Here is a 21,405-nt window from a genome sequence, read left to right on the forward strand (position 1 = left end):
TTACCGAGATGATTTTTTTAGCTTTACCGTTTAATTGGTTATAAATTGATTGTTTGTTGGTAAATAATAATAGCGAGTTCTCTGACGTAGGCTAACAGCGCTTTTTATATTGCTATTTACCCATCAACATTTGATTTGAATGGTTTACTATCAATGGTATGTTGTAGAGCTAAACCTTAGCATGATATTAATAACATACATGCCAAACTCTTGCTAATGATTAGAATCAATACTCAGAGAACTCACTGTGACATATATGAACACAACTTTATTTAATTTAAGCTAACTTTTCCATACGTAAAATATGTCCTGTACTGTAATTAGTGCCATCTATTGCTCCGGCTAATAGTGCACCGCCTAAATTCATTATTGTACCAACAGGATCACCAATCTTGGCCCAACCTACCGATGATCTGGCGAAGGCAGAGGTATTAGATCTAAAACCATTTTCAACATCAGTGCTATCCTGAGCATACTGCCTAGCCTTCCAGCTGGGTATATCTACCCCGTAAGTTCCCATACTACCGTTTATATTATATATTGCTTGACCAAATGGTTGATGGCAATTCTGAGTCTGCTCAGAAAGCAGCTGTCGAGTTTGGCTTAATTGCTGAGGAGTGACTTGGTTTGGAAATAGCGCTTGATTAACACCAACAACAAAATCATTAAACATCTTCATTTTTCCCCCTAGTTAAGTATTTAAACGTTGATCCTAAAATTAGTTATAAGTATTTAAATTATTCGCTAAAAACTTACTCACTATGCTTAAGTAATGGCAATAGGTTGCTATTTTTTGTAACAAATAAGTTCTTTGCAGCAAATTTCTTATGCTATAATTTCTAGCATTAATTCAGAAAATTGAACAAACTCATCGAACCTGCCGATTAAATTTTTTTCAGAAAAAACCATATCAGTAAATCCTTGCCAAATAACTAGCTGTTTATCATCACTGATTGCTAATACTGGTTGATGCATTTGATGATTTATTAAATTAAATTTCATTAACTCAAGAATTTTTTCTTGGCTAATAGTTTGTAATACAGTGCACAAAACCAATCTACCCACAGGGTACTCAATTAATCTAACGGAAAATTTTCCATCTACTCTGATGGAAAAATCAATTTGATTGAAATTTATTGGTAATTGCAGTCCAATATTTTCATACAGTAACGTTAATTGAGCCGCAAATTCATCTCTCATATGTTTATCCCTTTCGAATAATACAAATTAGATGGTCTAATTATTAAATGAATAAAATTCAATCATGATCAGGTATAGACCTGAAATATTTTATATTTTGTTAAAATACCCATTAGTAGCTAAAAATAAGCTAAATCTAAAGGTGAGCAAATAATTAAATAAGCCTGATTTAAAAAACAACACTATTATAAAAATAATATTATTGACTAAGGCCGATGTTTAATTAAAAACGCTATTACTATGTTTGCATTTAGAACTTAGCGAGCAATAGAACGCTTTGGAAAGAGTAGAGATACTACACATACAAGCTACACAACAGCTACTTATCAATAGGTAACTATAAATTAGGGAAATGTCTTTTATCCTTTAATTGGCTGAAAATTTTTCTATAGCAGCAAAATTTAATCTTTCTCTACTAATGCGCCAGCTTTCTATTTGTTCGGTTAATAATAAAGTATAAAAAGTCAGTAGCGTTAGATCCTAACATCATGTAATCTGCCTGGCATAACGTGGCTGGAGGCACTCATGAATGATTCATATAGCGGTAAAAACGGTAAAGTAAAAGTGATGTATGTTCGTAATAACGACAACAACACCACCAATGATCGACGAAAGAATAAACATCTTTCCGCTAAAAATAAGAAATCGTCATCACGCCGTAGTGATCGTAATCATGAACGTTTAACGGATGATCCTTGGAAAGCGATTTCTCAAAGGAGAGATCCTGTTACTAGCCATAGTGGTATTAGTGGTAAAAGTCTACTTGATCCAGAACAAATCCGTCGCCAGCGTTTAGAAGAGACACGTATCTATGGTGAGCATGCCTGTCAAGCGATGTTCAAACATCGTCCGGAGGCAATTGTTCGCGCCTGGTTTGTTCAGTCTATCACTCCCCATTTCCGCGATGCACTTAAGTGGATGGCAGCAAATCGCAAAGCTTATCATGTGGTTAACGAAGAAGAGCTGGTAAAAGCTTCTGGTACAGAGCATCACGGTGGAGTTTGTTTCTTGATTAAAAAGCGAGCTGGGTTTGATGCTGAAGCTTATTTAGCCCAATCGACTAAAATTGATTGTGTATTAGCTGTTGAAGATATTGGTAATCCACATAATTTAGGGGCGATTATGCGTAGTTGCGCTCATTTTGGTGTACAAGGCATTATTCTGCATGATGTTGCAGCAATGGAATCAGGCTCTGCGGTTAGAACCGCAGCAGGGGGCGCCGAGTATATTAAAGGCATTCAATCAGATAATTTTGCTACCACATTGAATAAATTTCGTCATGCAGGCTATACCATTGTTACAACGTCTAGTCACAAAGATAATATTGATATTGCTAAAGCTGAGTTACCGGGAAAAACAGTACTGCTATTGGAACAGGAAAGTGATGGATTGACGGCAAGCCTTTGTCAGAATGGCGATATGAGTTTGTCTATTGGAGGCACTGGTCAGGTTAAAAGTCTAAACGTTTCGGTCGCTGCCGGTATTATATTGGCTAAATGGTGGCAACAAAATAAAATTTAGTCATATTTTATTGAGATAGTTAGTCAAACTAAACTATCTCAATAACTATCATAATTATTGCCTAGCTTATTTTTTATCACACTTTCTATTAATGTGCGCCTCCGCTGTTTTGGCTATCGCCTGCAGTGAAAGGTGGTTTTGCCAACCAAAGTAAAACTAAAAGAGCAATAAAAACGCCTGCTGATAACCAAAAAATTTCATTAGCTGAGATAATTAATCCTTGATCAGTAATCATTTTGGCTAGATAAGCTGATGATTGTTGCTCATTTAATCCTAGTGCGGACAATTTTGCGTAGAATTGTTGCGACTCTGGATTATAGGGGGTAATAATCTCCGTAAAGTGGGCATGATGCATTGCTTCCCTTTGTGTCCATAAAGTGGTTGTTACAGACGTTCCTATCGCTCCGGCAAGTGTGCGGGCAAAATTGGATAAACTGGATGCTGAGGCGATCTTTTCAGCTGGCAAGCCAGATAGAGTAATGGTGGTAAGTGGCATAAAAAAGCAAGCAATAGCTAATCCTTGAACGAATTGCGGCCAAGCTGCGGCTGCAAAATCCATTGCCGGCTCAAATGTCCACGCGCGCCAATAATAGCATACGGCATAAACAATAAAGCTGAAGGTAACGATAACACGCATATCAATTTTATGGCTAAATCGCCCAATTAATGGTGTTATCAGTAGGGGTAAAATCCCGACCGGCGCTGAGGCTAAACCTGCCCAAGTTGCCGTATAACCAAACACTTCCTGTAATAACTGCGGTAGTAATACAATCGTACCAAAGTAGAGCATATAAGCCAGACTAAGCGATAAACAGCCAATAGTGAAGTTACGCTCTTTAAACAGTGAAAGATCAATAACCGGATTATTATCTGTGAGTTCCCAAATAATGAGGAAGCTCAATGCAATTACTGCGGTTATTGCTAGCACAATAATTTCTGTTGAATTAAACCAATCTAGCTCTTTACCTCGATCTAGCATAATTTGTAATGCACCGATACCAATGATCAGTAATGTTAATCCAATAGTATCAATCGGTTTTATCTCAGTTGCTGTTTCCCGATCACGCAATATTTGCATAATAATGAAAATAATAGCGATACCAAACGGGACATTAATAAAGAAAATCCAACCCCAGTGATAATTATCACTAATATACCCCCCCAAGATCGGACCACAAATCGGGGCAATGACAATGGTTATTGACCAAAGCGCAAGCGCCATATTACGTTTAAGCGGGGGATAATTATTAAGTAGCAAGCTTTGTGACAAAGGAATAAGAGGGCCTGCCACCATCCCTTGTAAGATGCGAAAGAAGATCAATGTTTCCAAACTGCCAGCAACACCACATAACCATGATGTTAGGGTGAATAGCCCAGTTGACCAAAGAAAAAGTTTAACTTCGCCAATACGTTTAGCCAACCAACCTGTTATGGGGATTGAAATGGCATTCGCTACCCCAAAGGAAGTAATCACCCAGGTACCTTGTGAATTAGAAGCACCTAAATTACCAGCGATTGTCGGGATAGCTACATTAGCGATGGTAGAATCCAAAACCTGCATAAAGGTCGCTAATGATAGTGCAAATGTCATCCATGCCAGTTTTGCGCCTTGTAATGGCTCTTTAGCCACGATTAGCTCCTTTTATTTGGTTCCTGAATTGTTATTAATAATATCGGTAACGAGTTGATCGACGGGAGCCATATCAATTTTAAACACATTCGTATGGTAAGCGGGATTAGCGCGAATTTTTCGTGAAAGTGTCAGGCCATTTTTGTTATTTGTATCGACGGTAACTTCACTTGAAAGTCCAATCCTTAAAGGGTATTTTTTTAACTGTTCTGCATCAATGGTTATACGGACGGGTAAGCGTTGAACAATTTTGATCCAGTTACCACTTGCATTTTGGGCAGGTAATAGTGAAAAAGCACTACCTGTTCCCATATCCATGCCTTCAACGCGTCCTTGGTAAACAATATTTTTACCATAAAAATCGGTAGTAATTTTTGCTGGTTGACCGATACGAATATCGGCAAGTTGGGTTTCTTTAAAATTTGCGTCAATCCACATATTGTCAGTGGGCACTACCGCCATAAGCGGTGTTGCTGGAGTAATACGAGCACCGACTTGAACACTTCGACGTGAAACATAGCCATCAACTGGGGTAACAATTTGAGTTCGTTCTAAAGTTAACCAAGCATTACGAAGCTCAGTGGCCGCTTGTAAAACCGCAGGTTGTTTATCTAGCGGAGTATCTAACACGATAGCTTGGTTAGCATTAAATTGCTCAACAGCAATATCGAGAGCGGCTTTAGCGCTGGTCACCGCTTCACGAGCGTGTTGTAATTCTTCTTTACCAATAACTTTTGATTGGCCAAGAATTTCACGACGTTGAAGATCTTGCTGTAATTTATTCAGTTCAGAGCGACGAAGAGAGATATTAGCTTGATATTGTCGACTATTAATCATATGTTGATGGGTTTGCCGGACGCTGTTAGCTAAGTTAGTTTTTGCTTTTTCCAATGCCAAAGTGGCATCTTTGGCATCAAGCTTAACCAATACTGTGCCACTTTTTACAAAATCCGTATTTTCAACGTTAACGGTAATAACGCTGCCGGGCACTTGAGACATTATCTGGATTTGATTGCCTGCAATGTAGGCATTATCGGTACTTTGATGGTGTCGAAGCACTAAAAACCAATAAATCCCACATATTAATGCAGTAATAATAAAAAAAATGCTAACTAGTACAATTATAGTTCGGCGTTTTTGTGTTTTAGTAGCTGTTATTTGTTGTTCATTAACGCCCATGTTGTATCAAACTCCATATTATTCATTTTACTAATGTTTAATCTACGCTTAATAAGCAAAAGTTTCCAGTAGCTTATTATTATACCACTGGAAACGGTATGGTTATTATTAATAATTTTTTATGATTGGGGATGGTTTTGTGGTAATCATCAACATACTGTTTGATTGTCAAGATCATCAAGTTTAACTAATAACTTTCTCATCAATTTTTCGATAGTATTTTTTTCTTCAGCGCTAAAAACAGACCAAATTTTTTCTAAATTTTCGTTTTGACGAGGAAGTATTTTTTTTAAAAAGTTTGATCCCTCTTCGGTTAAATGTAGATGTAAGCATCGACGATCATTGTGACTTTCCTTACGTTCAATCCATTTGCGATTTTCTAGTTCATCTGCAATACGCGTTGCATTTGTTCTCGAAGAACCTAAAGCATCGCTAAGTTCAGATGGTTGTATGCTATGAGTTTTTTGGGTGTCGAGAATTATTAACGCCATAAATAATGTTTCATTAATTCCTTGTTTTTTAAGCATATTATTTCTATTTTCTAACAATTTACCTTGAACATGCATACATAGGCGCGTAAGCAAAATTTGCTGATAGGGTAACGGAATTGTTGTTTTTTGTTGTTGTTGTTTGCGTTCATTAAGTAATTGCTCTATGGGAGAAAATGAAGTTTCTTTTTGTGTTTGTGTGCTTTCCATTATTTATATACCTTATTAGTTTCAGTTGGTAAGATAGCAACTGTCATAATCAATCTAAATGGTATATCAAAAGCTAAAATTATCAATTATAGTTATTTATTATCGCGAAATTTATTTTGTTATTGGTATTTAATTCATAAATATTTTGAATGTTAATATAAGAAAAATAAATTTTAAAATAGATTTAAATAGTCCATAACTTCTTATTTGCAAAATAATTTCATTATCCAATTAATAAAAAATAAATATCATTAGCAATAAATAATATACATTTAATATTAATTTATTGTTTTGTTATAACAATAATATTAAATTAAGTATATATAAATTAAAATAAACAATGGCTAATCTAAACTAGCTATCTATTTGATTGTAAGATGATAAGTAAAAATTATTTTACTTATTCCTTTAAATATTGGCGAATGTCTTTATTCCCATTAAGTTGCAATACAATATAAAAATAGGTTAAAAATAGAGCATTCAACCTATTTATATAAAATCACATAAAATGTGTAACGATAGGGTTTTTACAAGCTAGCTTTCTAAAGCCATCTTTATCCAGGTATTGAAAAGTTGTTGATGAGCTTTTATCCAGCCTCGAGCATGACGTTCAATGTCAGCTTGTGAAGCTTCACCATTATGCATACGAAGATTCTGGGCATTGATATCAGTAATTGGAATTTTCATAATGGCAAATAGTTTCGCAGCAGCAGGATTCTTTTCCGCCCAAGTTTTATTGGCGACGATATGCATCGAACTAGGTGGAAAACCATAATTTTTACCATTTGTTAAAGTGGTATCAGTTTTATCATTGTTTGGTAGTGAAGAAAAAGGAACTTGCAACCAGACAACGTCTTTACCCGGTTTAAGCACGGCGTTGACCCAATAAGGTGCCCAGGTATAGTAGAGGATGGGTTTGCCTTCTTTATAACGAGTGATGGTATCTGCAATCATCGCCGCATAGTTACCCTGATTGTGCTCAACGGTTGTATTTAAGTGATAAGCATTTAAATGGTTATTAATTGCGGCTTCACAACCCCAACCTGGGTTACAGCCAGTCAGGTCAGCTTTACCGTTGCCATTAGTATCGAATAATTTAGCAATATTCGCCTCTTTAAGTTGTGCTAAGTTGGTGATGTGGTATTTATCAGCCGTTTTTTTATCTATCAGGTAACCTTGAACTGCATTACTGATATAGATACCTTTGCGGTATAGGCGTTTATCGCCACCAACTGCTTCATATTGAGCATTGTGTAATGGCTGCCAATTGACAGCCATAAAAGTTGCATCACCGGCAGCAAGAGATGCGTAAGCAACGGTATAGTCGACCTCTTGAGTCGGTAATATTTGGTAACCTAATTTTTCCAATGCTTTATTCACGATCAAAGTTTGAAAAGTCTCTTCTGCAATGGTGCTTTGAATAGGTTGTACTTTTATACCTTTGCCAGGTAGTTCAGTAGCAGAAAGTTTAATACTAATTAATATTGTTAAAACCGCAGCCAGGAAAACAGAGTTGCGCATTGCTATTTCCTCTCTAGGGATCACAGACAGATGAGCGAGCTAAAAAATTTTTTATCTGATGAAAATAACGTCATGTCTATTGCCCGAAGCGACTTTTAGTTTTTTGCAATAAACAGATAATTAAGCCAATAGGTCCCGTGTGATACCACGCGATATTTTTTTTAATGCTGGCTTTTTCACCTAATGATTGTGTTAGTCGATCCAGAATAATAGCTAATATAACAATACCAGTACCGCCTACGGCCGCTAATCCCATATCTAATCGGCCTATTCCCCTTAGTACCATTTGCCCTAAACCGCCAACAGCAATCATAGAGGCAATAACAACCATTGAAAGTGATAACATCAATGTCTGATTAACACCCGCCATAATAGTTGGCGCAGCAAGAGGTAGCTGGACTTTAAATAAAAGTTGATTTCGACTGGCACCAAACGATTCTGCTGCTTCAATAAGATCATCAGGGACTTGCCTTATTCCCAAAATAGTTAATCGAATGATTGGTGGTAGAGCAAAAATAATTGTAACGACAATACCAGGGACGTTACCAATTCCAAATAACATGACAATAGGGACCAGATAAACAAACGCGGGTGTAGTTTGCATTGCATCTAATAGTGGCCGAATTATTTGGCTTGCTGGTTTGCTATTTGCTAACCATATTCCCAAGGGTAAACCAATTAACAGACAGAAAAATAAGGAAGTTAATACCAGAGATAAAGTGATCATTGCTTCTGACCAGGCGCCGATGGCTCCAATGAAAACCAATGAGATAAACGTAGCTACTGCTATTTTTTTATTTGCTAACTGCCAGGCTAACAGTGCGAAAGAAATAATAATTAAAGTAGCAGGTAATGTGGTTAGTATATGTTCAAAACGACTTAACATAAAATCAATCGGCAGACGGATCCCCTGAAACAATGGGCGAAAATGTAAAACTATCCAATCGATAGCCTGCGAAACCCATGAGTCCAGCGGTATTAGTGGCTGCTGGAAGGGATGCATGATATCAAAATGTTCCGTAGCTACATCTGCGGGGTTATCTAACCAATCTGTAGCGCTTTCTGTTGTTACCGTGTTCCAAGGGTCATTAATTATTTCTTGATTTATGGGAGTTTGTTTAGCCATTTATTGTCTCCTTGTCTAATGCTTGCAGTAAGATCCCTTTGGAAATAACGCCAATATAACGTTGATTATCACCAATGACAGGAACTGCACAGGGAGATTGAGCAATGGTTGAAATAAGTTCATTCAGTGGCGTGTTGGCATCAAGAGCACCAGGTGAGGCTAGGATTGCCTGTTCAATATTTTTTTTATCGTGTAATGCTTGTTCCAATGAGCTAATCGAAACGATACCGACAAATTTTTGTCCTCTTTCAATTAGATAGCCATAATCACGATCTTCATCATTCAGTATTTTTAGTGCTGAACGTGGTCCAAAACCAGGAGCAACATGTAATAGGGCGTCAGGGCGACGGCGGGCAATATCTTTGGCAGAGAAGACTTGGCTAATATCAACGCCACGAAAAAATGTTTTAACATAATTGTTTACGGGATTATTTAAGATTTCATCAGGGGTACCGATCTGGATGATAATGCCATCTTGCATAATAGCGATTCGATCACCGATCCGCATCGCTTCATCCAAATCGTGAGAGATAAAGATAATTGTGCGTTGTTTATCACCTTGCAATGACAGTAATTCATCTTGCATTTCTGTTCTAATTAGCGGATCTAGTGCAGAGAAAGCCTCATCCATCAGCAGAATGTCAGGATCATTAGCCAATGCCCGCGCAAGACCGATACGTTGACGCATCCCACCTGATAGTTCGTTTGGAAAAGATTGAGCCCATTGTTCAAGATTAACTTGTCGTAAAGCGGCTAATGCTTTTTCTATTCGTTCTGGTTTGGCAACACCGGCTAATTCCATACCAAATGCGACATTATCTAAGACATTGAGATGGGGCATTAAAGCAAAGGATTGAAATACCATACTAATTTTTTTACGGCGTACTTTACGTAATTTTTCCTGTGAAATGCTAGCAATATCTTCGCCGTCAATTAAGACTTGTCCTTTGGTCGGTTCGATTAGGTGATTGAGGAGGCGCACTAGGGTAGATTTTCCTGATCCCGATAGACCCATAATGACAAAAATTTCGCCTTCTTCAATGGCCAGATTGGCGTTTTTAACACCAACCGTTAAACCGGTTTTATTAAATATTTGTTCTTTACTTAAGCCTTTATCGATAAGTTTAAAAGCCTGCTTAGGGTGATCTCCGAATATTTTGTATAAATTTTTCACTTCAATTTTAAATGACATGCAATAATAATATCCTTTGACTAGTTAATTAATGGTTTATTAATTCTTCGTATCCTTATTTAAATTTATGCTTTATATAACCTAACATAATGAAATGTGCTGACAACCCTATATTTAATAAAATTAATCAAAAAGCAGGATGTTGTTTTTTGAAAAATGTGGATTGATGCTTTATTTTTGTCGTTGATTATTTGGAGGGTGATAAGCTTTTTGTTTTGTAACTTATTGATATTAATGTTAATATTTTTTATTTTTCTTTAAGGGTATTATTTTTTATATTATTAAGTGATTTTTAGTATAATTTTTTATTTACCAATTAAATTAATTTATAAAATTAATTAATTTTATTTTTTATAGTCAAATAACATGTCTAATTATCGCGAAAATAGGTTTATTTTCTGTTATCAAGGTGAAAAAAATTGATTTGATATCTGTTATTGATAATAAAAAGCAGGCTAAATAAAGTATGCATATTTAATATTATAAACGGCATTTATTTAGCTGCTTTATTGTCATTATTTAATAAAATATTAATAAATTAGAAGTTCCAATCCTCATCTTCTGTAGTGATCGTTTTACCAATAATGTAAGAAGAACCTGAACCAGAAAAGAAATCGTGATTTTCATTGGCATTTGGGGATAGTGCTGACAAGATTGCCGGGCTGACATCAGTCATCGTTTCTGGAAAAAGAGACTCATAGCCTAAATTCATTAAGGCTTTATTGGCATTATAGTGAAGAAATTTTTTTACATCTTCTGTCCAACCAACTTCATCATATAAAGATTCACTATATTTAATTTCATTCTCGTATAAGTTTAATAATAATAAGTAGGCAAAATCTTTTATTTCATCTTTTTCTTTATCACTATATTTGATTAAAGATTTTTGAAATTTATAGCCGATATAGTAGCCATGGATCGCTTCGTCGCGGATTATTAGCCGAATAAGATCGGCAGTATTGGTTAATTTGCCTCGGCTTGACCAGTACATTGGCAGGTAAAATCCGGAATAGAAGAGAAAGGATTCGAGAAAGACACTGGCAATTTTTTTCTTAAGTGGATGAGTATTACAATAGTGCTCCAATATTAAATGGGCTTTTTTTTGTAAAGCGCTATTTTCTTCACTCCATTGATAAGCATCATCAACATCAGTTGTTAGACAAAGGGTTGAAAAGATAGAGCTATATGAACGAGCATGGACTGCTTCCATAAAGCTGATATTTGACATGACGGCTTCTTCATGAGGTGTTAAGGCATCTGTCATTAATGCAGGCGCTCCTACATTGTTTTGGATAGTATCCAGGAGGGTTAAGCCAGTAAAAACGCGTATTGTTAATTTTTTTTCCTCTTTTGTTAATGTATTCCAAGTTGGAATATCATTTGAAAGCGGAATTTTTTCTGGCAACCAAAAATTGGTGGTTAATTTATTCCATACTTCTAGATCCTTATCATCTTCAATACGGTTCCAGTTGATTGCTCGTACTATCGAATTTGTTATCGCCATTTGTTAAACCTATAAATTATAGTGCACATGAAACGCAGCCTTTGACTTCTGTCCCTTCTAATGTTGATTGGCGGATACGTATGTAATAAAGGGTTTTTATACCTTTTTTCCAGGCATAAATCTGAGCACGATTAATATCTCGAGTGGTTGCGTCATCAGTAAAGAAAAGGGTTAATGACAATCCTTGATCCACATGTTGAGTAGCAGCTGCATAAGTATCAATGATTTTTTCAGCGCCTATCTGATAAGCATCTTGATAATATTCTAAATTTTCGTTCGTCAGGTAAGGCGCAGGATAATAGACGCGGCCAATTTTACCTTCTTTACGAATTTCAATACGTGCAACAATAGGATGAATGCTTGAAGTTGAATGATTAATATAAGAAATAGACCCAGTTGGCGGAATAGCTTGTAAATTCTGATTATAGATCCCGTGTTCCATAATAGATTGTTTGAGTTTTTGCCAATCTTCAGAAGTGGGAATATGAATGGCTGAGCGTTGAAATAGCTGTTTTACTTTTTCAGTTTTAGGTTGCCACTGCTGATTGATATATTTTTCAAAATATTCGCCAGAGGCGTATTTAGAGTGCTCAAAACCGCTAAAATAGCGTTGACGCTCAATAGCTAGCTTATTCGACGCCTGTAATGCATAGTAAGTTACGGTATAAAAATAGATATTGGTGAAATCAATTCCCTCTTCTGAACCATAGTGAATATGTTCACGAGCCAGGTAGCCATGTAAATTCATTTGTCCTAAGCCAATAGCGTGTGATTTATTATTACCTTCTTGAATTGAGGGCACTGATTGGATCTGGCTCATATCTGAAACAGCCGTTAATGCTCGAATGGCAATTTCAATTGAATGAGCAAAGTCAGGGGAATCCATCGTTTTAGCGATATTCATTGAGCCTAAATTACAGCTAATATCCTTACCGACATGACGATAATCTAAATTTTCGTCGTAAATACTGGCATCATTAACTTGTAAGATTTCGGAGCACAGATTGCTCATATTAATTCGGCCATAGATAGGATTTAGGCGATTGGCATTATCTTCAAATAAAATATAGGGATAACCTGATTCAAATTGAATTTCTGCTAAAGTGAGAAAAAACTCACGGGCGTTGATCTTCTGTTTGCGAATGTTTTTATTATTTACCATCTCTGAATATTTTTCAGTGACGTTAATTTCTGACATTGGGACACCATAACAGTGCTCAATATCGTAAGGTGAGAAAAGATACATATCTTGATTATTTTTAGCCAGATGAAAGGTAATATCAGGGATCACTACACCCAGTGATAAGGTTTTAATGCGGACTTTTTCATCGGCGTTTTCACGTTTAGTATCTAAAAAGCTTAAAATATCAGGATGATGGGCGTGGAGATAAACGGCTCCAGCGCCTTGTCTTGCGCCGAGTTGATTGGCATAAGAAAATGCATCTTCTAACATTTTCATCACAGGGACTACACCAGAAGATTGGTTCTCAATTAGCTTTATTGGTGCTCCAGCCTCACGTAAATTGGTCAGTAAAAAAGCCACGCCGCCGCCACGTTTTGACAATTGTAAGGCCGAATTAACAGAACGGCCTATCGATTCCATGTTATCTTCAATTCGTAGTAAGAAACAAGATACCAGTTCACCGCGCTGTTTTTTACCGCAATTTAAAAAAGTGGGAGTTGCTGGTTGGAAGCGGCCACTAATGATTTCATCTACCAGTTGGCTAGCTAACTCTTGATTTCCTTGTGCAAGTGTCAAAGCAACCATGCATACTCTATCTTCATAACGTTCTAAGTAACGTCTACCATCAAAAGTTTTTAAGGTATAACTAGTATAATATTTAAAGGCACCAAGAAATGTTTGAAAGCGAAACTTGTGGTTATAGGCTTGCTGGAAAAGTTTTTTTATAAAAGTAAATTCATATTGTGCCAGTATTGCCGATTCGTAATAATTTTCTGCTACCAAAAAATCCAGTTTCTCTTGTAAATTATGAAAAAAAACCGTGTTTTGATTGACATGGTGGCGGAAGTAATGATGGGCCGCTTGCTTATCTTTATCGAGTTGAATTTTATTATCGTTATCATACAGATTTAGCATAGCATTGAGCGCATGATAATCGAGTTGTTCTTGAGGCTGTACTGTCATAAAGGAAGCTCCGTATTACTTTACTGCATTTGTTGTTGCCAAAATTGTTGTAACCCTTGGCGTACTTGTTGAAGATCCCGTTCAGTACCGAGTAATTCAAAACGATAGAGCAATGGTACTTGGCATTTAGCGGAAATAATGTTGCCTGCTATAGCATAAGTTTCACCAAAATTACTATTTCCTGAAGCAATGACGCCCCGCAAAAATTTTCGATTTTGTTGTTGATTTAAAAAGTAAATAACAGGTTTAGGTACAGCTCCTGTTGTGCCACCTCCACCATAGGTAGGTAGCAGTAAAACGTAAGGTTGTGTCGCATTTGTTAGTATTTCATTTGCATCAATGGGAATGCGTGTAGCCGGGATGCCCAACCTTTGCACAAAACGATGGCAATTTTCCGATTTACTGGAATAGTAAATAAGTGACTGTGTTTTCATCATATTGTTTTAGTTACTGGCTAATTGACTAATCATATCTGGCCGAAAGCCTGACCAATGTTGCTTACCTGCGATAACAACGGGCACTTGTTGATAGCCCAATTTGGTAATAAAACGTAGTGCTTCATGATCTTGGGTTAAATCCACGACATCATAAGGTAAGTTTTTACGTTTTAGTGCTAGACAAGTTGCATTGCACTGTACACAATCTGGTTTACTATAGACGGTAATAATCATTGTTAGCTCCTTAATTCGTAATGACTAAGTTTACAATCGATCAATTATTATAAATACTATATCTTGATTTATTTTTATTCAACCATACTATATATAGTGTTATCTGATTTGTGGCAGGAATTTTATCTAACTTATTATTTCAACAAGAAATAAAAAATTTGTATTTTTATTATATTTTTTTAACAATATTCCAAATAGGCGGAAATATTTTTGCAAACAGAGGTAATTTTGCTTGAGGGATAAAATGAATTGTTAAAATAGTTCTCTATTTTAAGGAAGTTGTTATGTACCATCATTACTTTTCTACTCCCAAAGACTTTCCAAGACCCTACATTCACATTACCGCTGATAATAGCGGAATAATCGGTGTTAATTTTGTTGCACAAATGATTGAAAGAGAAAGTAAAAATGCTCATATCGAACAATGTATAAAAGAATTACACGAGTATTTTAATGGTGAAAGAAACAATTTTTCTGTCATATTGAATCCCAGCGGTAGCCATTTTCAAAAAAGAGTTTGGCAGCAACTTAGTGAAATTCCGTATGGCCAATGTTGGAGTTATAAGAAACTGGCAATTGCGCTAGGTTCTGCTAATTTTTGTAGAGCAGTTGGTATGGCGAATTCGCGAAATCCTATTGCGCTGATTATCCCTTGTCATCGTGTTATTGGTCATGATGGTAAATTGGTAGGTTACAGTGGCGGGCTAGATATAAAAAGCTGGCTGTTAGATTATGAAAAGAATGTAAATAATCGAAAAGTTGGCTAAAAATGTTATAATAAATATTAATAAACACGATTATTAGTTTTTTTTATTGTTTTTTTAGGTTGTTATCCTATATTATAATGATAATTTAGGTTTTTGATTAATTTCGTGATCTTAGTAGTAGACAATCAAGCATAATTTTTGCTGTACTATATACGGCACAAACTGTGTGTTTTTATTAAGTAAAGGTAATTTTGATGTCAAAAGTTAAAGGTAATGTTAAGTGGTTCAACGAAGCAAAAGGTTTTGGTTTTATCACTCCAGAAGATGGCAGTAAAGATGTATTCGTTCACTTCACCGCTATTAAATCCGAAGGTTTTAAAACTCTAGCCGAAGGACAGAAAGTTGAGTTTGATATAACTGAGGGGGAGAAAGGGCCATCTGCTATCAACGTTGTCGCCATTTGATTTACTATAAGAATTTATAACAGTCCGTCTCATCAATTGAGACGGGTTCTTATGTGGTATGAAATTAAATGATTTATCATTTAATTTCTATGCCTTTCGCTTGTAAATCTGCATGATAAGATGAGCGAACTAATGGGCCGCAGGCTGCATGCGTGAAACCCATTGCGATTGCCTCATTTTTCATTTCTTCAAATTCTTTCGGGCTGACGTAACGTTTTACTGATAAATGATGGCGGCTGGGTTGAAGATATTGGCCCAAAGTTAACATGGTAACGCCGTGGCGGCGTAAATCACGCATAACATCAACAATTTCTTCATTAGTTTCACCTAATCCAACCATTAATCCTGATTTTGTTGGTATTTTAGGATGCATTTGCTTGAATTTTGCAAGTAGTTGCAATGACCATTCGTAATTAGCGCCAGGACGTACTTGGCGATAGATACGAGGAACATTCTCAAGGTTATGGTTAAAAACATCGGGTGGCGCAGTGGCCAAAATTGTTAAGGCGCGATCCATACGACCCCGGAAATCAGGCACTAGTGTCTCTATTTTGATGTTTGGATTTTTCTCTCGAATAGCAGTAATGCAATCAGCAAAATGTTGAGCTCCGCCATCACGTAGATCATCACGATCAACTGACGTAATGACAACGTACTTTAATCCCATATCTTTAATAGTTTCTGCTAATTTTTCTGGTTCATTGGGATCAGGAGCATTAGGTCGTCCATGGGCAACATCGCAGAATGGACAGCGACGAGTGCAGATAGCGCCTAAAATCATGAAAGTGGCGGTACCATGATTAAAACATTCAGCGAGGTTAGGACAAGAGGCTTCTTCACAGACTGAATGTAACCCATTCTTACGCATTGCGTTTTTTATTTCTTTTATTCGGCTGGAATCAGCGGGAAGTTTTATTTTCATCCATTTAGGTTTAGGTAAAATTTCTGTATGATCCGTTGTTACTGTTTTGACAGGGATCAATGCCATTTTATCAGCGTCACGATATTTAACGCCACGCTCCATTTGAATTGGTCTACTCATAATTATGCCAGTTCCATTAGGTTCCTGCTGCGGATCAATAATAGATATATTTTATGCTATCACATGTGATCATTATTTATGTCATTTTCAATTTTTTTTTAATAATTATAAAAAAATTATAACAATTTATTCTGCAAGTTGAAATCCTAATAGGTTGCAGAAATGTTTTATTAGTAAAGGTTCGACATCTTTAACCTGGCAGCCAGGAACTAAATCATTAAGTTGAGTCATTTGCATACCGGCATAGCCACAAGGATTAATACGCTGAAAGGGGGCAAGATCCATATTAATATTTAATGCTAGGCCATGGAACGAACAACCTTTATGAATACGTAATCCAAGAGAGCATATTTTTTTTTGTTCAACATAAACACCAGGGGCTTCGCGCTGCGCATAAGCGGTAATACCAAATTCGGATAAAGTATCAATTACCGTATTTTCCATTGTAGTAACCAGATCTCTTACACTAATTTTATTACGCTTTAAATCTAATAAAATGTACATTATTTGCTGACCAGGGCCATGATAGGTGATTTGTCCGCCACGATCAGATTGGATAACAGGAATATTTCCGGCCGCGAGTAGGTGCTCTTTTTTACCCGCTTGGCCTTGGGTAAAAACAGGGTAATGCTCCACTAACCAAAGTTCATCTGGCGTATCAATCGTGCGTTTTTTAGTAAACTGATGCATTGCATCGGAAATGGGTTGGTAAGTATGAAGCCCAAGTTGACGTAATATAATGGTTTTTTTTAACAATCTTTCTCTGCCGCTGATAGATATATGCACTAATTATGCAGTATAACCTGCGCAAATTATTCTTGCTAGCATAGTTAGTGCTGCACTTGAAATTATAAAACCCGAAAATATCGGATTTTCGGGTTTTATAATTTCAAGCACAACAATAAATTGTGTTTACAGCACCATACGAACTAATTCTAGTTTTGCTAATTCTTCATACAGTTTTTCTATCTGGTCAATATTAGTTGCTGTGATGGTAATTGATACTGAGTGAAAGTTACCTTTACTACTAGGCTTAACTGATGGCACATAATCACCAGGAACATGTCGTTGAACCACCTCAATGATTTGATCAGTTAACTCAGGTTTAGCGACCCCCATCACTTTGTAGGTAAATGAGCAGGGAAACTCTAGTAGCTCATGTAGTCTGGTTTTCATAGGTTCTCCTAAAATACTACCACTAACCTTATTACAATATTAAAAATTATATGATTTAGGTGGTATACTTATTCATATTTCTTAATTAAAAATTAAGTTATAAATTGAACATATTTACCATAATGGAGGTAGCAATGTTATTTTTCAATATTTAGCCAAACCAGCGCTGAAAAAACAATTTAATATAATCTAATATTTTACTAAAAAATCCACCTTCATCGACTTCTTTTAATACTACCAGCGGACGTTGTTCAATAATCTTACCATCTAATTGTAAGTTAATCGTGCCAACAACTTGGTTTTTTGCTAAAGGTGCCTGTAGTTCAGTATTGTTTAATGTATAACTGGCTTTTAAATCTTTCATACGCCCACGGGGAATGGTCAGATAGAGATCCTTTTCAATACCCAGTTTTACCTGATCAGTATTAGCAAACCAAACGGGTTGAGAGGCAAACTCCATCCCACCTTGTAATGGTTTAACGGTTTCAAAAAAGCGAAAGCCCCAAGTGAGTAATTTTTTACTTTCTGCATCACGCCCTTTACTGCTATGCCCCCCTAACACAACAGATATCAGCCGCATATTTCCCTCGGTAGCAGAGGCAACGAGGTTATAACCGGCAGCATTAGTATGTCCTGTCTTAATACCATCAACATTCAGGCTTTTATCCCATAACAAACCATTCCTATTTAATTGACGGATCTTATTAAAGGTGAACTCTTTTTCTTTATAAATAGCATATTCTTCAGGGACATCGCGGATTAGCGCTTGACCGATTAACGCCATATCCCGAGCGGAACTATATTGCCCATCGGCATCTAAGCCATGGACAGTAAGAAAGTGGGTGTTTTTTAATCCAAGGCGTTGAACATTGTCGTTCATTAATTTGACAAAACTCGCTTCATCACCCGCTACATACTCGGCCATTGCAACACATGCATCATTACCAGACTGCAAATTGATACCACGTATCAGTTGAGATACTGATACGCGATCACCGGGTTTTAAGAACATCAGCGAAGAGCCTTTAAAAACCGGGTTACCGGTAGCCCAAGCATTTTCGTCGATAGTAACAATATCATCCATGCTAATTTTGCCGGCTTTAATGGTTTGACCAATGATATAACTGGTCATCATTTTAGTCAGACTGGCAGGATCTCGACGTTGGTCGGCATTTTTCTCTGCTAAAACTTTGCCTGAATAATAATCAATAAGAATATAAGCTTCAGCGTCAATATTTGGTGCCGAGGGGATCACATTGATTTGCATCGCATTATTGCTATTAGCGAATAGAGTGCTGGAAAATATAAGACTAGTAATTAATATTAGACTACCGATAGAACGGGAGAAAATTGCATATTTCATAATATTATACGGGATCCGAGGACAATATGTTAATAGAGTGGGCATCCTATTATCAGCATAAAAAAGTAATATTTTATTCTGAAATAGAGATGCCAGCTTAGTTGATTTTTATTTTACTCTAATTAGATTTTATTGATTAATCAATAAATTATTCGCTATTTATGATAATGCTCGATTGTTTTAATTCTGTTAATATTTTATTTTTTATCTGTTCTGCTGTTTGAGGATCTTGAAATGGGCCGAGTTGTACGCGATAGATATTGTTAAATGGTTGAATACGGCCAGTTGTGTTCAGTTGTTTGGAAACAGACTGTTGCCATGCTTCTGCTCTTGCTTGATTACTTAATGCACCTATTTGTACAAAGTAACGTTTAGTAGCACCACTAGTCGATTTCATTGACGACGGATTAGGATGGTTATTTTCAACAACCCTATTATTAGTTGCTACCGTATTGCCGATTGTCGTTGGTTGGATTGATTGAGATAAAGTGGGTGGGTGAGCATGATCCTCTATCGTTGATTGATTGTTGTTTGAAGAGAAGTTTGCAAAATGGGTCTCTAATTTCGGTGGCTTAGGCAAGGCATAATTCTGCTTAGCAATATTGACACCAATTGTACCAGGTCCAGTTAAATTGCCGGCAGGGGAAACTAAAATCGGATCAATTTTGATACGCGCAGTTAGCATTAAATTTAACCTATCGCCAGCTGCTTGAGAGAGGGCAATATTTTTACCTGATATATAGGGGCCTCGATCATTAATACGTACTATTATCATTCTGCCATTAATTAAATTAGTAATGCGGGCATAACTTGGAATAGGTAAAGTAGGGTGTGAAGCCGTGAATGCATAAGGACTGGCTTTTTCACCTGTCGCAGTTATTTTACCGATAACTTCAGGGCCAAAAATGCTGGCAAAACCTGTTTCACTGAAATGAGCAGGATCTTTTACTATTTGATAAGTTTGACCATTAAGTTGGTAGTCATCATTAGCGCCAGAATGATAAGGCTCGTAACGGGGCTCTGCTCCTAATATATCTTGTACCGGCATCATAGGCATATCGGTATTTTGTTGAGTTTGAGAAGCACAGCCAGCTAAAATTGCTATTGTAATGCTAAGTATAAGTCCATGATAGTGCATTACAGACCTCGTGGTTATAAACTTTTTGACAGAAATTTTCGGTGGGTATGGATTGACATAATAATACCGAATCCGGCCATTAAAACAATTAATGCAGAGCCGCCATAACTTACCAACGGTAAAGGAACACCCACTACAGGTAAGATACCGCTAACCATGCCAATATTGACGAATATGTAGACAAACAAAATTAACATTAGGCCACCAACCATCACTCTACCAAAGGTATTTTGTGCATTAGCTGCAATTATTAGCCCGCGCATAATTAGCAATAGATATAATGCGAGTAAAATAACGACACCAATTAGTCCAAGCTCTTCAGCTAATACGGCAAAAATAAAATCAGTGTGGCGTTCTGGTAGAAATTCTAATTGCGATTGTGTGCCATGTAACCAACCTTTACCAAATAATCCGCCTGAGCCAATGGCAATTTTAGATTGGATAATATGATAACCCGCTCCCAGTGGATCCGTTTCTGGATCGAGTAACATCATAACGCGATCTCGTTGATAATCATGCATCAGAAAGAACCAAAGAATAGGAATAAAACAAGCAATACCTGTGGCTGCAATGGCAATTAATTTCCAATTCATACCCGCTAAGAATAGGATAAACAAACCGGAGGCAGCAACTAGAATAGATGTGCCCAAATCAGGTTGAGCGGCAACAAGTAGAGTGGGCAGAAATATAAGTATTAATGCCAGTAGAGTATTTTTTAATGTGGGAGGACAGAGATCGCGATTAACAAAACGTGCAACCATTAATGGAACCGCAATTTTAGCAATTTCAGAGGGTTGAAAACGAACAAAGCCAAGATCTAACCATCTTTGTGCACCTTTACTGATTTGACCAAATGCATCGACAAAAACTAATAAAATTAGGCAGAAAACATAGAGGTAAGGCGCCCAATTTTCATATATACGCGGTGAAATTTGCGCCATAACGATCATGACCACAAATCCAATTGCGATTTGTATTAGTTTACGCTGCATCATATCCATGTCTTGACCACTTGCGCTCCACATGATCATGACACTGTATATTGTTAAGGCAAGAATAATCAGTAACATTGGAATATCAATATGTAAGCGTGTCCAAATAGGTAATTTATGTGAATTATCGGTCAT

21 protein-coding genes are annotated in these 21,405 nt (G+C 36.6%); 3 read left to right on the forward strand and 18 right to left on the reverse strand.

All coding sequences use genetic code 11. The annotated features are described in order from the left end of the window. Window positions 1-277: 277 nt before the first annotated feature. Together QE177_RS04025 and QE177_RS04030 are read right to left on the reverse strand one after the other, a co-directional pair. On the reverse strand, window positions 278-679 hold the full coding sequence (locus QE177_RS04025) for a hypothetical protein (protein WP_280551432.1): 402 nt from the start codon (window positions 677-679) through the stop codon (window positions 278-280). 146 nt (window positions 680-825) lie between these two features. Next, window positions 826-1,200, reverse strand: a complete 375-nt coding sequence (locus QE177_RS04030) for a CesT family type III secretion system chaperone (RefSeq protein WP_280551433.1) — start codon at window positions 1,198-1,200, stop codon at window positions 826-828. Between the two features lie 525 nt (window positions 1,201-1,725). Here QE177_RS04030 and QE177_RS04035 point away from each other — a divergent pair. Continuing rightward, window positions 1,726-2,721, forward strand: coding sequence for a tRNA/rRNA methyltransferase (locus tag QE177_RS04035; protein ID WP_280551434.1), 996 nt, complete (start codon window positions 1,726-1,728; stop codon window positions 2,719-2,721). An 88-nt stretch (window positions 2,722-2,809) separates the two neighbouring features. On the opposite strand, the gene emrB is transcribed toward QE177_RS04035, so the two are convergent. The 10 genes from emrB to QE177_RS04085 all read right to left on the reverse strand — a co-directional run bounded on the left by emrB (window position 2,810) and on the right by QE177_RS04085 (window position 14,388). Then, on the reverse strand, window positions 2,810-4,351 hold the full coding sequence (emrB, locus tag QE177_RS04040) for a multidrug efflux MFS transporter permease subunit EmrB (RefSeq protein WP_280551435.1): 1,542 nt from the start codon (window positions 4,349-4,351) through the stop codon (window positions 2,810-2,812). A gap of 12 nt (window positions 4,352-4,363) precedes the next feature. After that, entirely contained in the window at window positions 4,364-5,530 is a 1,167-nt protein-coding gene (emrA, locus tag QE177_RS04045; RefSeq protein ID WP_280551436.1) for a multidrug efflux MFS transporter periplasmic adaptor subunit EmrA, read from the reverse strand. A gap of 149 nt (window positions 5,531-5,679) precedes the next feature. Continuing rightward, window positions 5,680-6,228: a transcriptional repressor MprA gene (gene mprA, locus QE177_RS04050; protein ID WP_280551437.1), complete on the reverse strand. Its 549-nt coding sequence runs from the start codon at window positions 6,226-6,228 to the stop codon at window positions 5,680-5,682. Window positions 6,229-6,762: 534 nt separating this feature from the next. Continuing rightward, the gene (gene proX / locus QE177_RS04055; protein ID WP_280551438.1) at window positions 6,763-7,749 is read right to left on the reverse strand and encodes a glycine betaine/L-proline ABC transporter substrate-binding protein ProX; all 987 of its coding nucleotides are present in this window, start codon (window positions 7,747-7,749) and stop codon (window positions 6,763-6,765) included. A gap of 76 nt (window positions 7,750-7,825) precedes the next feature. Then, window positions 7,826-8,875, reverse strand: a complete 1,050-nt coding sequence (gene proW / locus QE177_RS04060) for a glycine betaine/L-proline ABC transporter permease ProW (RefSeq protein ID WP_280551439.1) — start codon at window positions 8,873-8,875, stop codon at window positions 7,826-7,828. After that, entirely contained in the window at window positions 8,868-10,067 is a 1,200-nt protein-coding gene (gene proV, locus QE177_RS04065) for a glycine betaine/L-proline ABC transporter ATP-binding protein ProV (protein ID WP_280551440.1), read from the reverse strand. The genes proW and proV overlap by 8 nt, the downstream gene beginning before the upstream one ends. A 538-nt stretch (window positions 10,068-10,605) precedes the next feature. Beyond that, the gene (nrdF, locus tag QE177_RS04070; RefSeq protein ID WP_026822456.1) at window positions 10,606-11,571 is read right to left on the reverse strand and encodes a class 1b ribonucleoside-diphosphate reductase subunit beta; all 966 of its coding nucleotides are present in this window, start codon (window positions 11,569-11,571) and stop codon (window positions 10,606-10,608) included. Window positions 11,572-11,587: 16 nt separating this feature from the next. Next, on the reverse strand, window positions 11,588-13,717 hold the full coding sequence (gene nrdE, locus QE177_RS04075; protein ID WP_280551441.1) for a class 1b ribonucleoside-diphosphate reductase subunit alpha: 2,130 nt from the start codon (window positions 13,715-13,717) through the stop codon (window positions 11,588-11,590). 20 nt (window positions 13,718-13,737) lie between these two features. After that, window positions 13,738-14,151, reverse strand: a complete 414-nt coding sequence (nrdI, locus tag QE177_RS04080; RefSeq protein WP_280552210.1) for a class Ib ribonucleoside-diphosphate reductase assembly flavoprotein NrdI — start codon at window positions 14,149-14,151, stop codon at window positions 13,738-13,740. 9 nt (window positions 14,152-14,160) lie between these two features. Continuing rightward, the gene (locus QE177_RS04085) at window positions 14,161-14,388 is read right to left on the reverse strand and encodes a glutaredoxin family protein (RefSeq protein ID WP_180559559.1); all 228 of its coding nucleotides are present in this window, start codon (window positions 14,386-14,388) and stop codon (window positions 14,161-14,163) included. A 284-nt stretch (window positions 14,389-14,672) separates the two neighbouring features. Between QE177_RS04085 and QE177_RS04090 the strand changes: the two genes are divergently transcribed. Together QE177_RS04090 and cspE are read left to right on the forward strand one after the other, a co-directional pair. After that, entirely contained in the window at window positions 14,673-15,155 is a 483-nt protein-coding gene (locus tag QE177_RS04090) for a methylated-DNA--[protein]-cysteine S-methyltransferase (protein WP_280551442.1), read from the forward strand. Window positions 15,156-15,349: 194 nt separating this feature from the next. Next, window positions 15,350-15,559 (forward strand): transcription antiterminator/RNA stability regulator CspE, encoded by a 210-nt coding sequence (gene cspE / locus QE177_RS04095; protein ID WP_026822451.1) that lies wholly within the window; start codon window positions 15,350-15,352, stop codon window positions 15,557-15,559. 76 nt (window positions 15,560-15,635) lie between these two features. Here cspE and lipA read toward each other — a convergent pair whose 3' ends face one another. The 6 genes from lipA to mrdB form a co-directional block, all read right to left on the reverse strand. After that, window positions 15,636-16,601, reverse strand: coding sequence for a lipoyl synthase (gene lipA, locus QE177_RS04100; protein WP_280551443.1), 966 nt, complete (start codon window positions 16,599-16,601; stop codon window positions 15,636-15,638). Window positions 16,602-16,727: 126 nt separating this feature from the next. Further along, window positions 16,728-17,357 (reverse strand): lipoyl(octanoyl) transferase LipB, encoded by a 630-nt coding sequence (lipB, locus tag QE177_RS04105; protein WP_280551444.1) that lies wholly within the window; start codon window positions 17,355-17,357, stop codon window positions 16,728-16,730. A 156-nt stretch (window positions 17,358-17,513) separates the two neighbouring features. Continuing rightward, on the reverse strand, window positions 17,514-17,777 hold the full coding sequence (ybeD, locus tag QE177_RS04110; protein WP_280551445.1) for a DUF493 family protein YbeD: 264 nt from the start codon (window positions 17,775-17,777) through the stop codon (window positions 17,514-17,516). 151 nt (window positions 17,778-17,928) lie between these two features. Beyond that, window positions 17,929-19,140: a D-alanyl-D-alanine carboxypeptidase DacA gene (dacA, locus tag QE177_RS04115; RefSeq protein ID WP_280551446.1), complete on the reverse strand. Its 1,212-nt coding sequence runs from the start codon at window positions 19,138-19,140 to the stop codon at window positions 17,929-17,931. Between the two features lie 148 nt (window positions 19,141-19,288). Beyond that, complete coding sequence (rlpA, locus tag QE177_RS04120) at window positions 19,289-20,278, reverse strand: endolytic peptidoglycan transglycosylase RlpA (protein ID WP_280551447.1); 990 nt, start codon at window positions 20,276-20,278, stop codon at window positions 19,289-19,291. A gap of 14 nt (window positions 20,279-20,292) precedes the next feature. Beyond that, window positions 20,293-21,405 (reverse strand): peptidoglycan glycosyltransferase MrdB, encoded by a 1,113-nt coding sequence (mrdB, locus tag QE177_RS04125; protein WP_280551448.1) that lies wholly within the window; start codon window positions 21,403-21,405, stop codon window positions 20,293-20,295.

The organism is Arsenophonus sp. aPb (assembly GCF_029873475.1).
Taxonomy (GTDB): Bacteria; Pseudomonadota; Gammaproteobacteria; order Enterobacterales; family Enterobacteriaceae; genus Arsenophonus.

What these genes read in the sequence shown, in the direction of transcription:
- QE177_RS04025 (WP_280551432.1), bottom strand. Translation starts at nt 679, where the DNA reads ATGAAGATGTTTAATGATTTTGTTGTTGGTGTTAATCAAGCGCTATTT.
- QE177_RS04030 (WP_280551433.1), bottom strand. Translation starts at nt 1,200, where the DNA reads ATGAGAGATGAATTTGCGGCTCAATTAACGTTACTGTATGAAAATATT.
- QE177_RS04035 (WP_280551434.1), top strand. Translation starts at nt 1,726, where the DNA reads ATGAATGATTCATATAGCGGTAAAAACGGTAAAGTAAAAGTGATGTAT.
- emrA (WP_280551436.1), bottom strand. Translation starts at nt 5,530, where the DNA reads ATGGGCGTTAATGAACAACAAATAACAGCTACTAAAACACAAAAACGC.
- mprA (WP_280551437.1), bottom strand. Translation starts at nt 6,228, where the DNA reads ATGGAAAGCACACAAACACAAAAAGAAACTTCATTTTCTCCCATAGAG.
- proX (WP_280551438.1), bottom strand. Translation starts at nt 7,749, where the DNA reads ATGCGCAACTCTGTTTTCCTGGCTGCGGTTTTAACAATATTAATTAGT.
- proW (WP_280551439.1), bottom strand. Translation starts at nt 8,875, where the DNA reads ATGGCTAAACAAACTCCCATAAATCAAGAAATAATTAATGACCCTTGG.
- proV (WP_280551440.1), bottom strand. Translation starts at nt 10,067, where the DNA reads ATGTCATTTAAAATTGAAGTGAAAAATTTATACAAAATATTCGGAGAT.
- nrdF (WP_026822456.1), bottom strand. Translation starts at nt 11,571, where the DNA reads ATGGCGATAACAAATTCGATAGTACGAGCAATCAACTGGAACCGTATT.
- nrdE (WP_280551441.1), bottom strand. Translation starts at nt 13,717, where the DNA reads ATGACAGTACAGCCTCAAGAACAACTCGATTATCATGCGCTCAATGCT.
- nrdI (WP_280552210.1), bottom strand. Translation starts at nt 14,151, where the DNA reads ATGAAAACACAGTCACTTATTTACTATTCCAGTAAATCGGAAAATTGC.
- QE177_RS04085 (WP_180559559.1), bottom strand. Translation starts at nt 14,388, where the DNA reads ATGATTATTACCGTCTATAGTAAACCAGATTGTGTACAGTGCAATGCA.
- QE177_RS04090 (WP_280551442.1), top strand. Translation starts at nt 14,673, where the DNA reads ATGTACCATCATTACTTTTCTACTCCCAAAGACTTTCCAAGACCCTAC.
- cspE (WP_026822451.1), top strand. Translation starts at nt 15,350, where the DNA reads ATGTCAAAAGTTAAAGGTAATGTTAAGTGGTTCAACGAAGCAAAAGGT.
- lipA (WP_280551443.1), bottom strand. Translation starts at nt 16,601, where the DNA reads ATGAGTAGACCAATTCAAATGGAGCGTGGCGTTAAATATCGTGACGCT.
- ybeD (WP_280551445.1), bottom strand. Translation starts at nt 17,777, where the DNA reads ATGAAAACCAGACTACATGAGCTACTAGAGTTTCCCTGCTCATTTACC.
- dacA (WP_280551446.1), bottom strand. Translation starts at nt 19,140, where the DNA reads ATGAAATATGCAATTTTCTCCCGTTCTATCGGTAGTCTAATATTAATT.
- rlpA (WP_280551447.1), bottom strand. Translation starts at nt 20,278, where the DNA reads ATGCACTATCATGGACTTATACTTAGCATTACAATAGCAATTTTAGCT.
- mrdB (WP_280551448.1), bottom strand. Translation starts at nt 21,405, where the DNA reads ATGACCGATAATTCACATAAATTACCTATTTGGACACGCTTACATATT.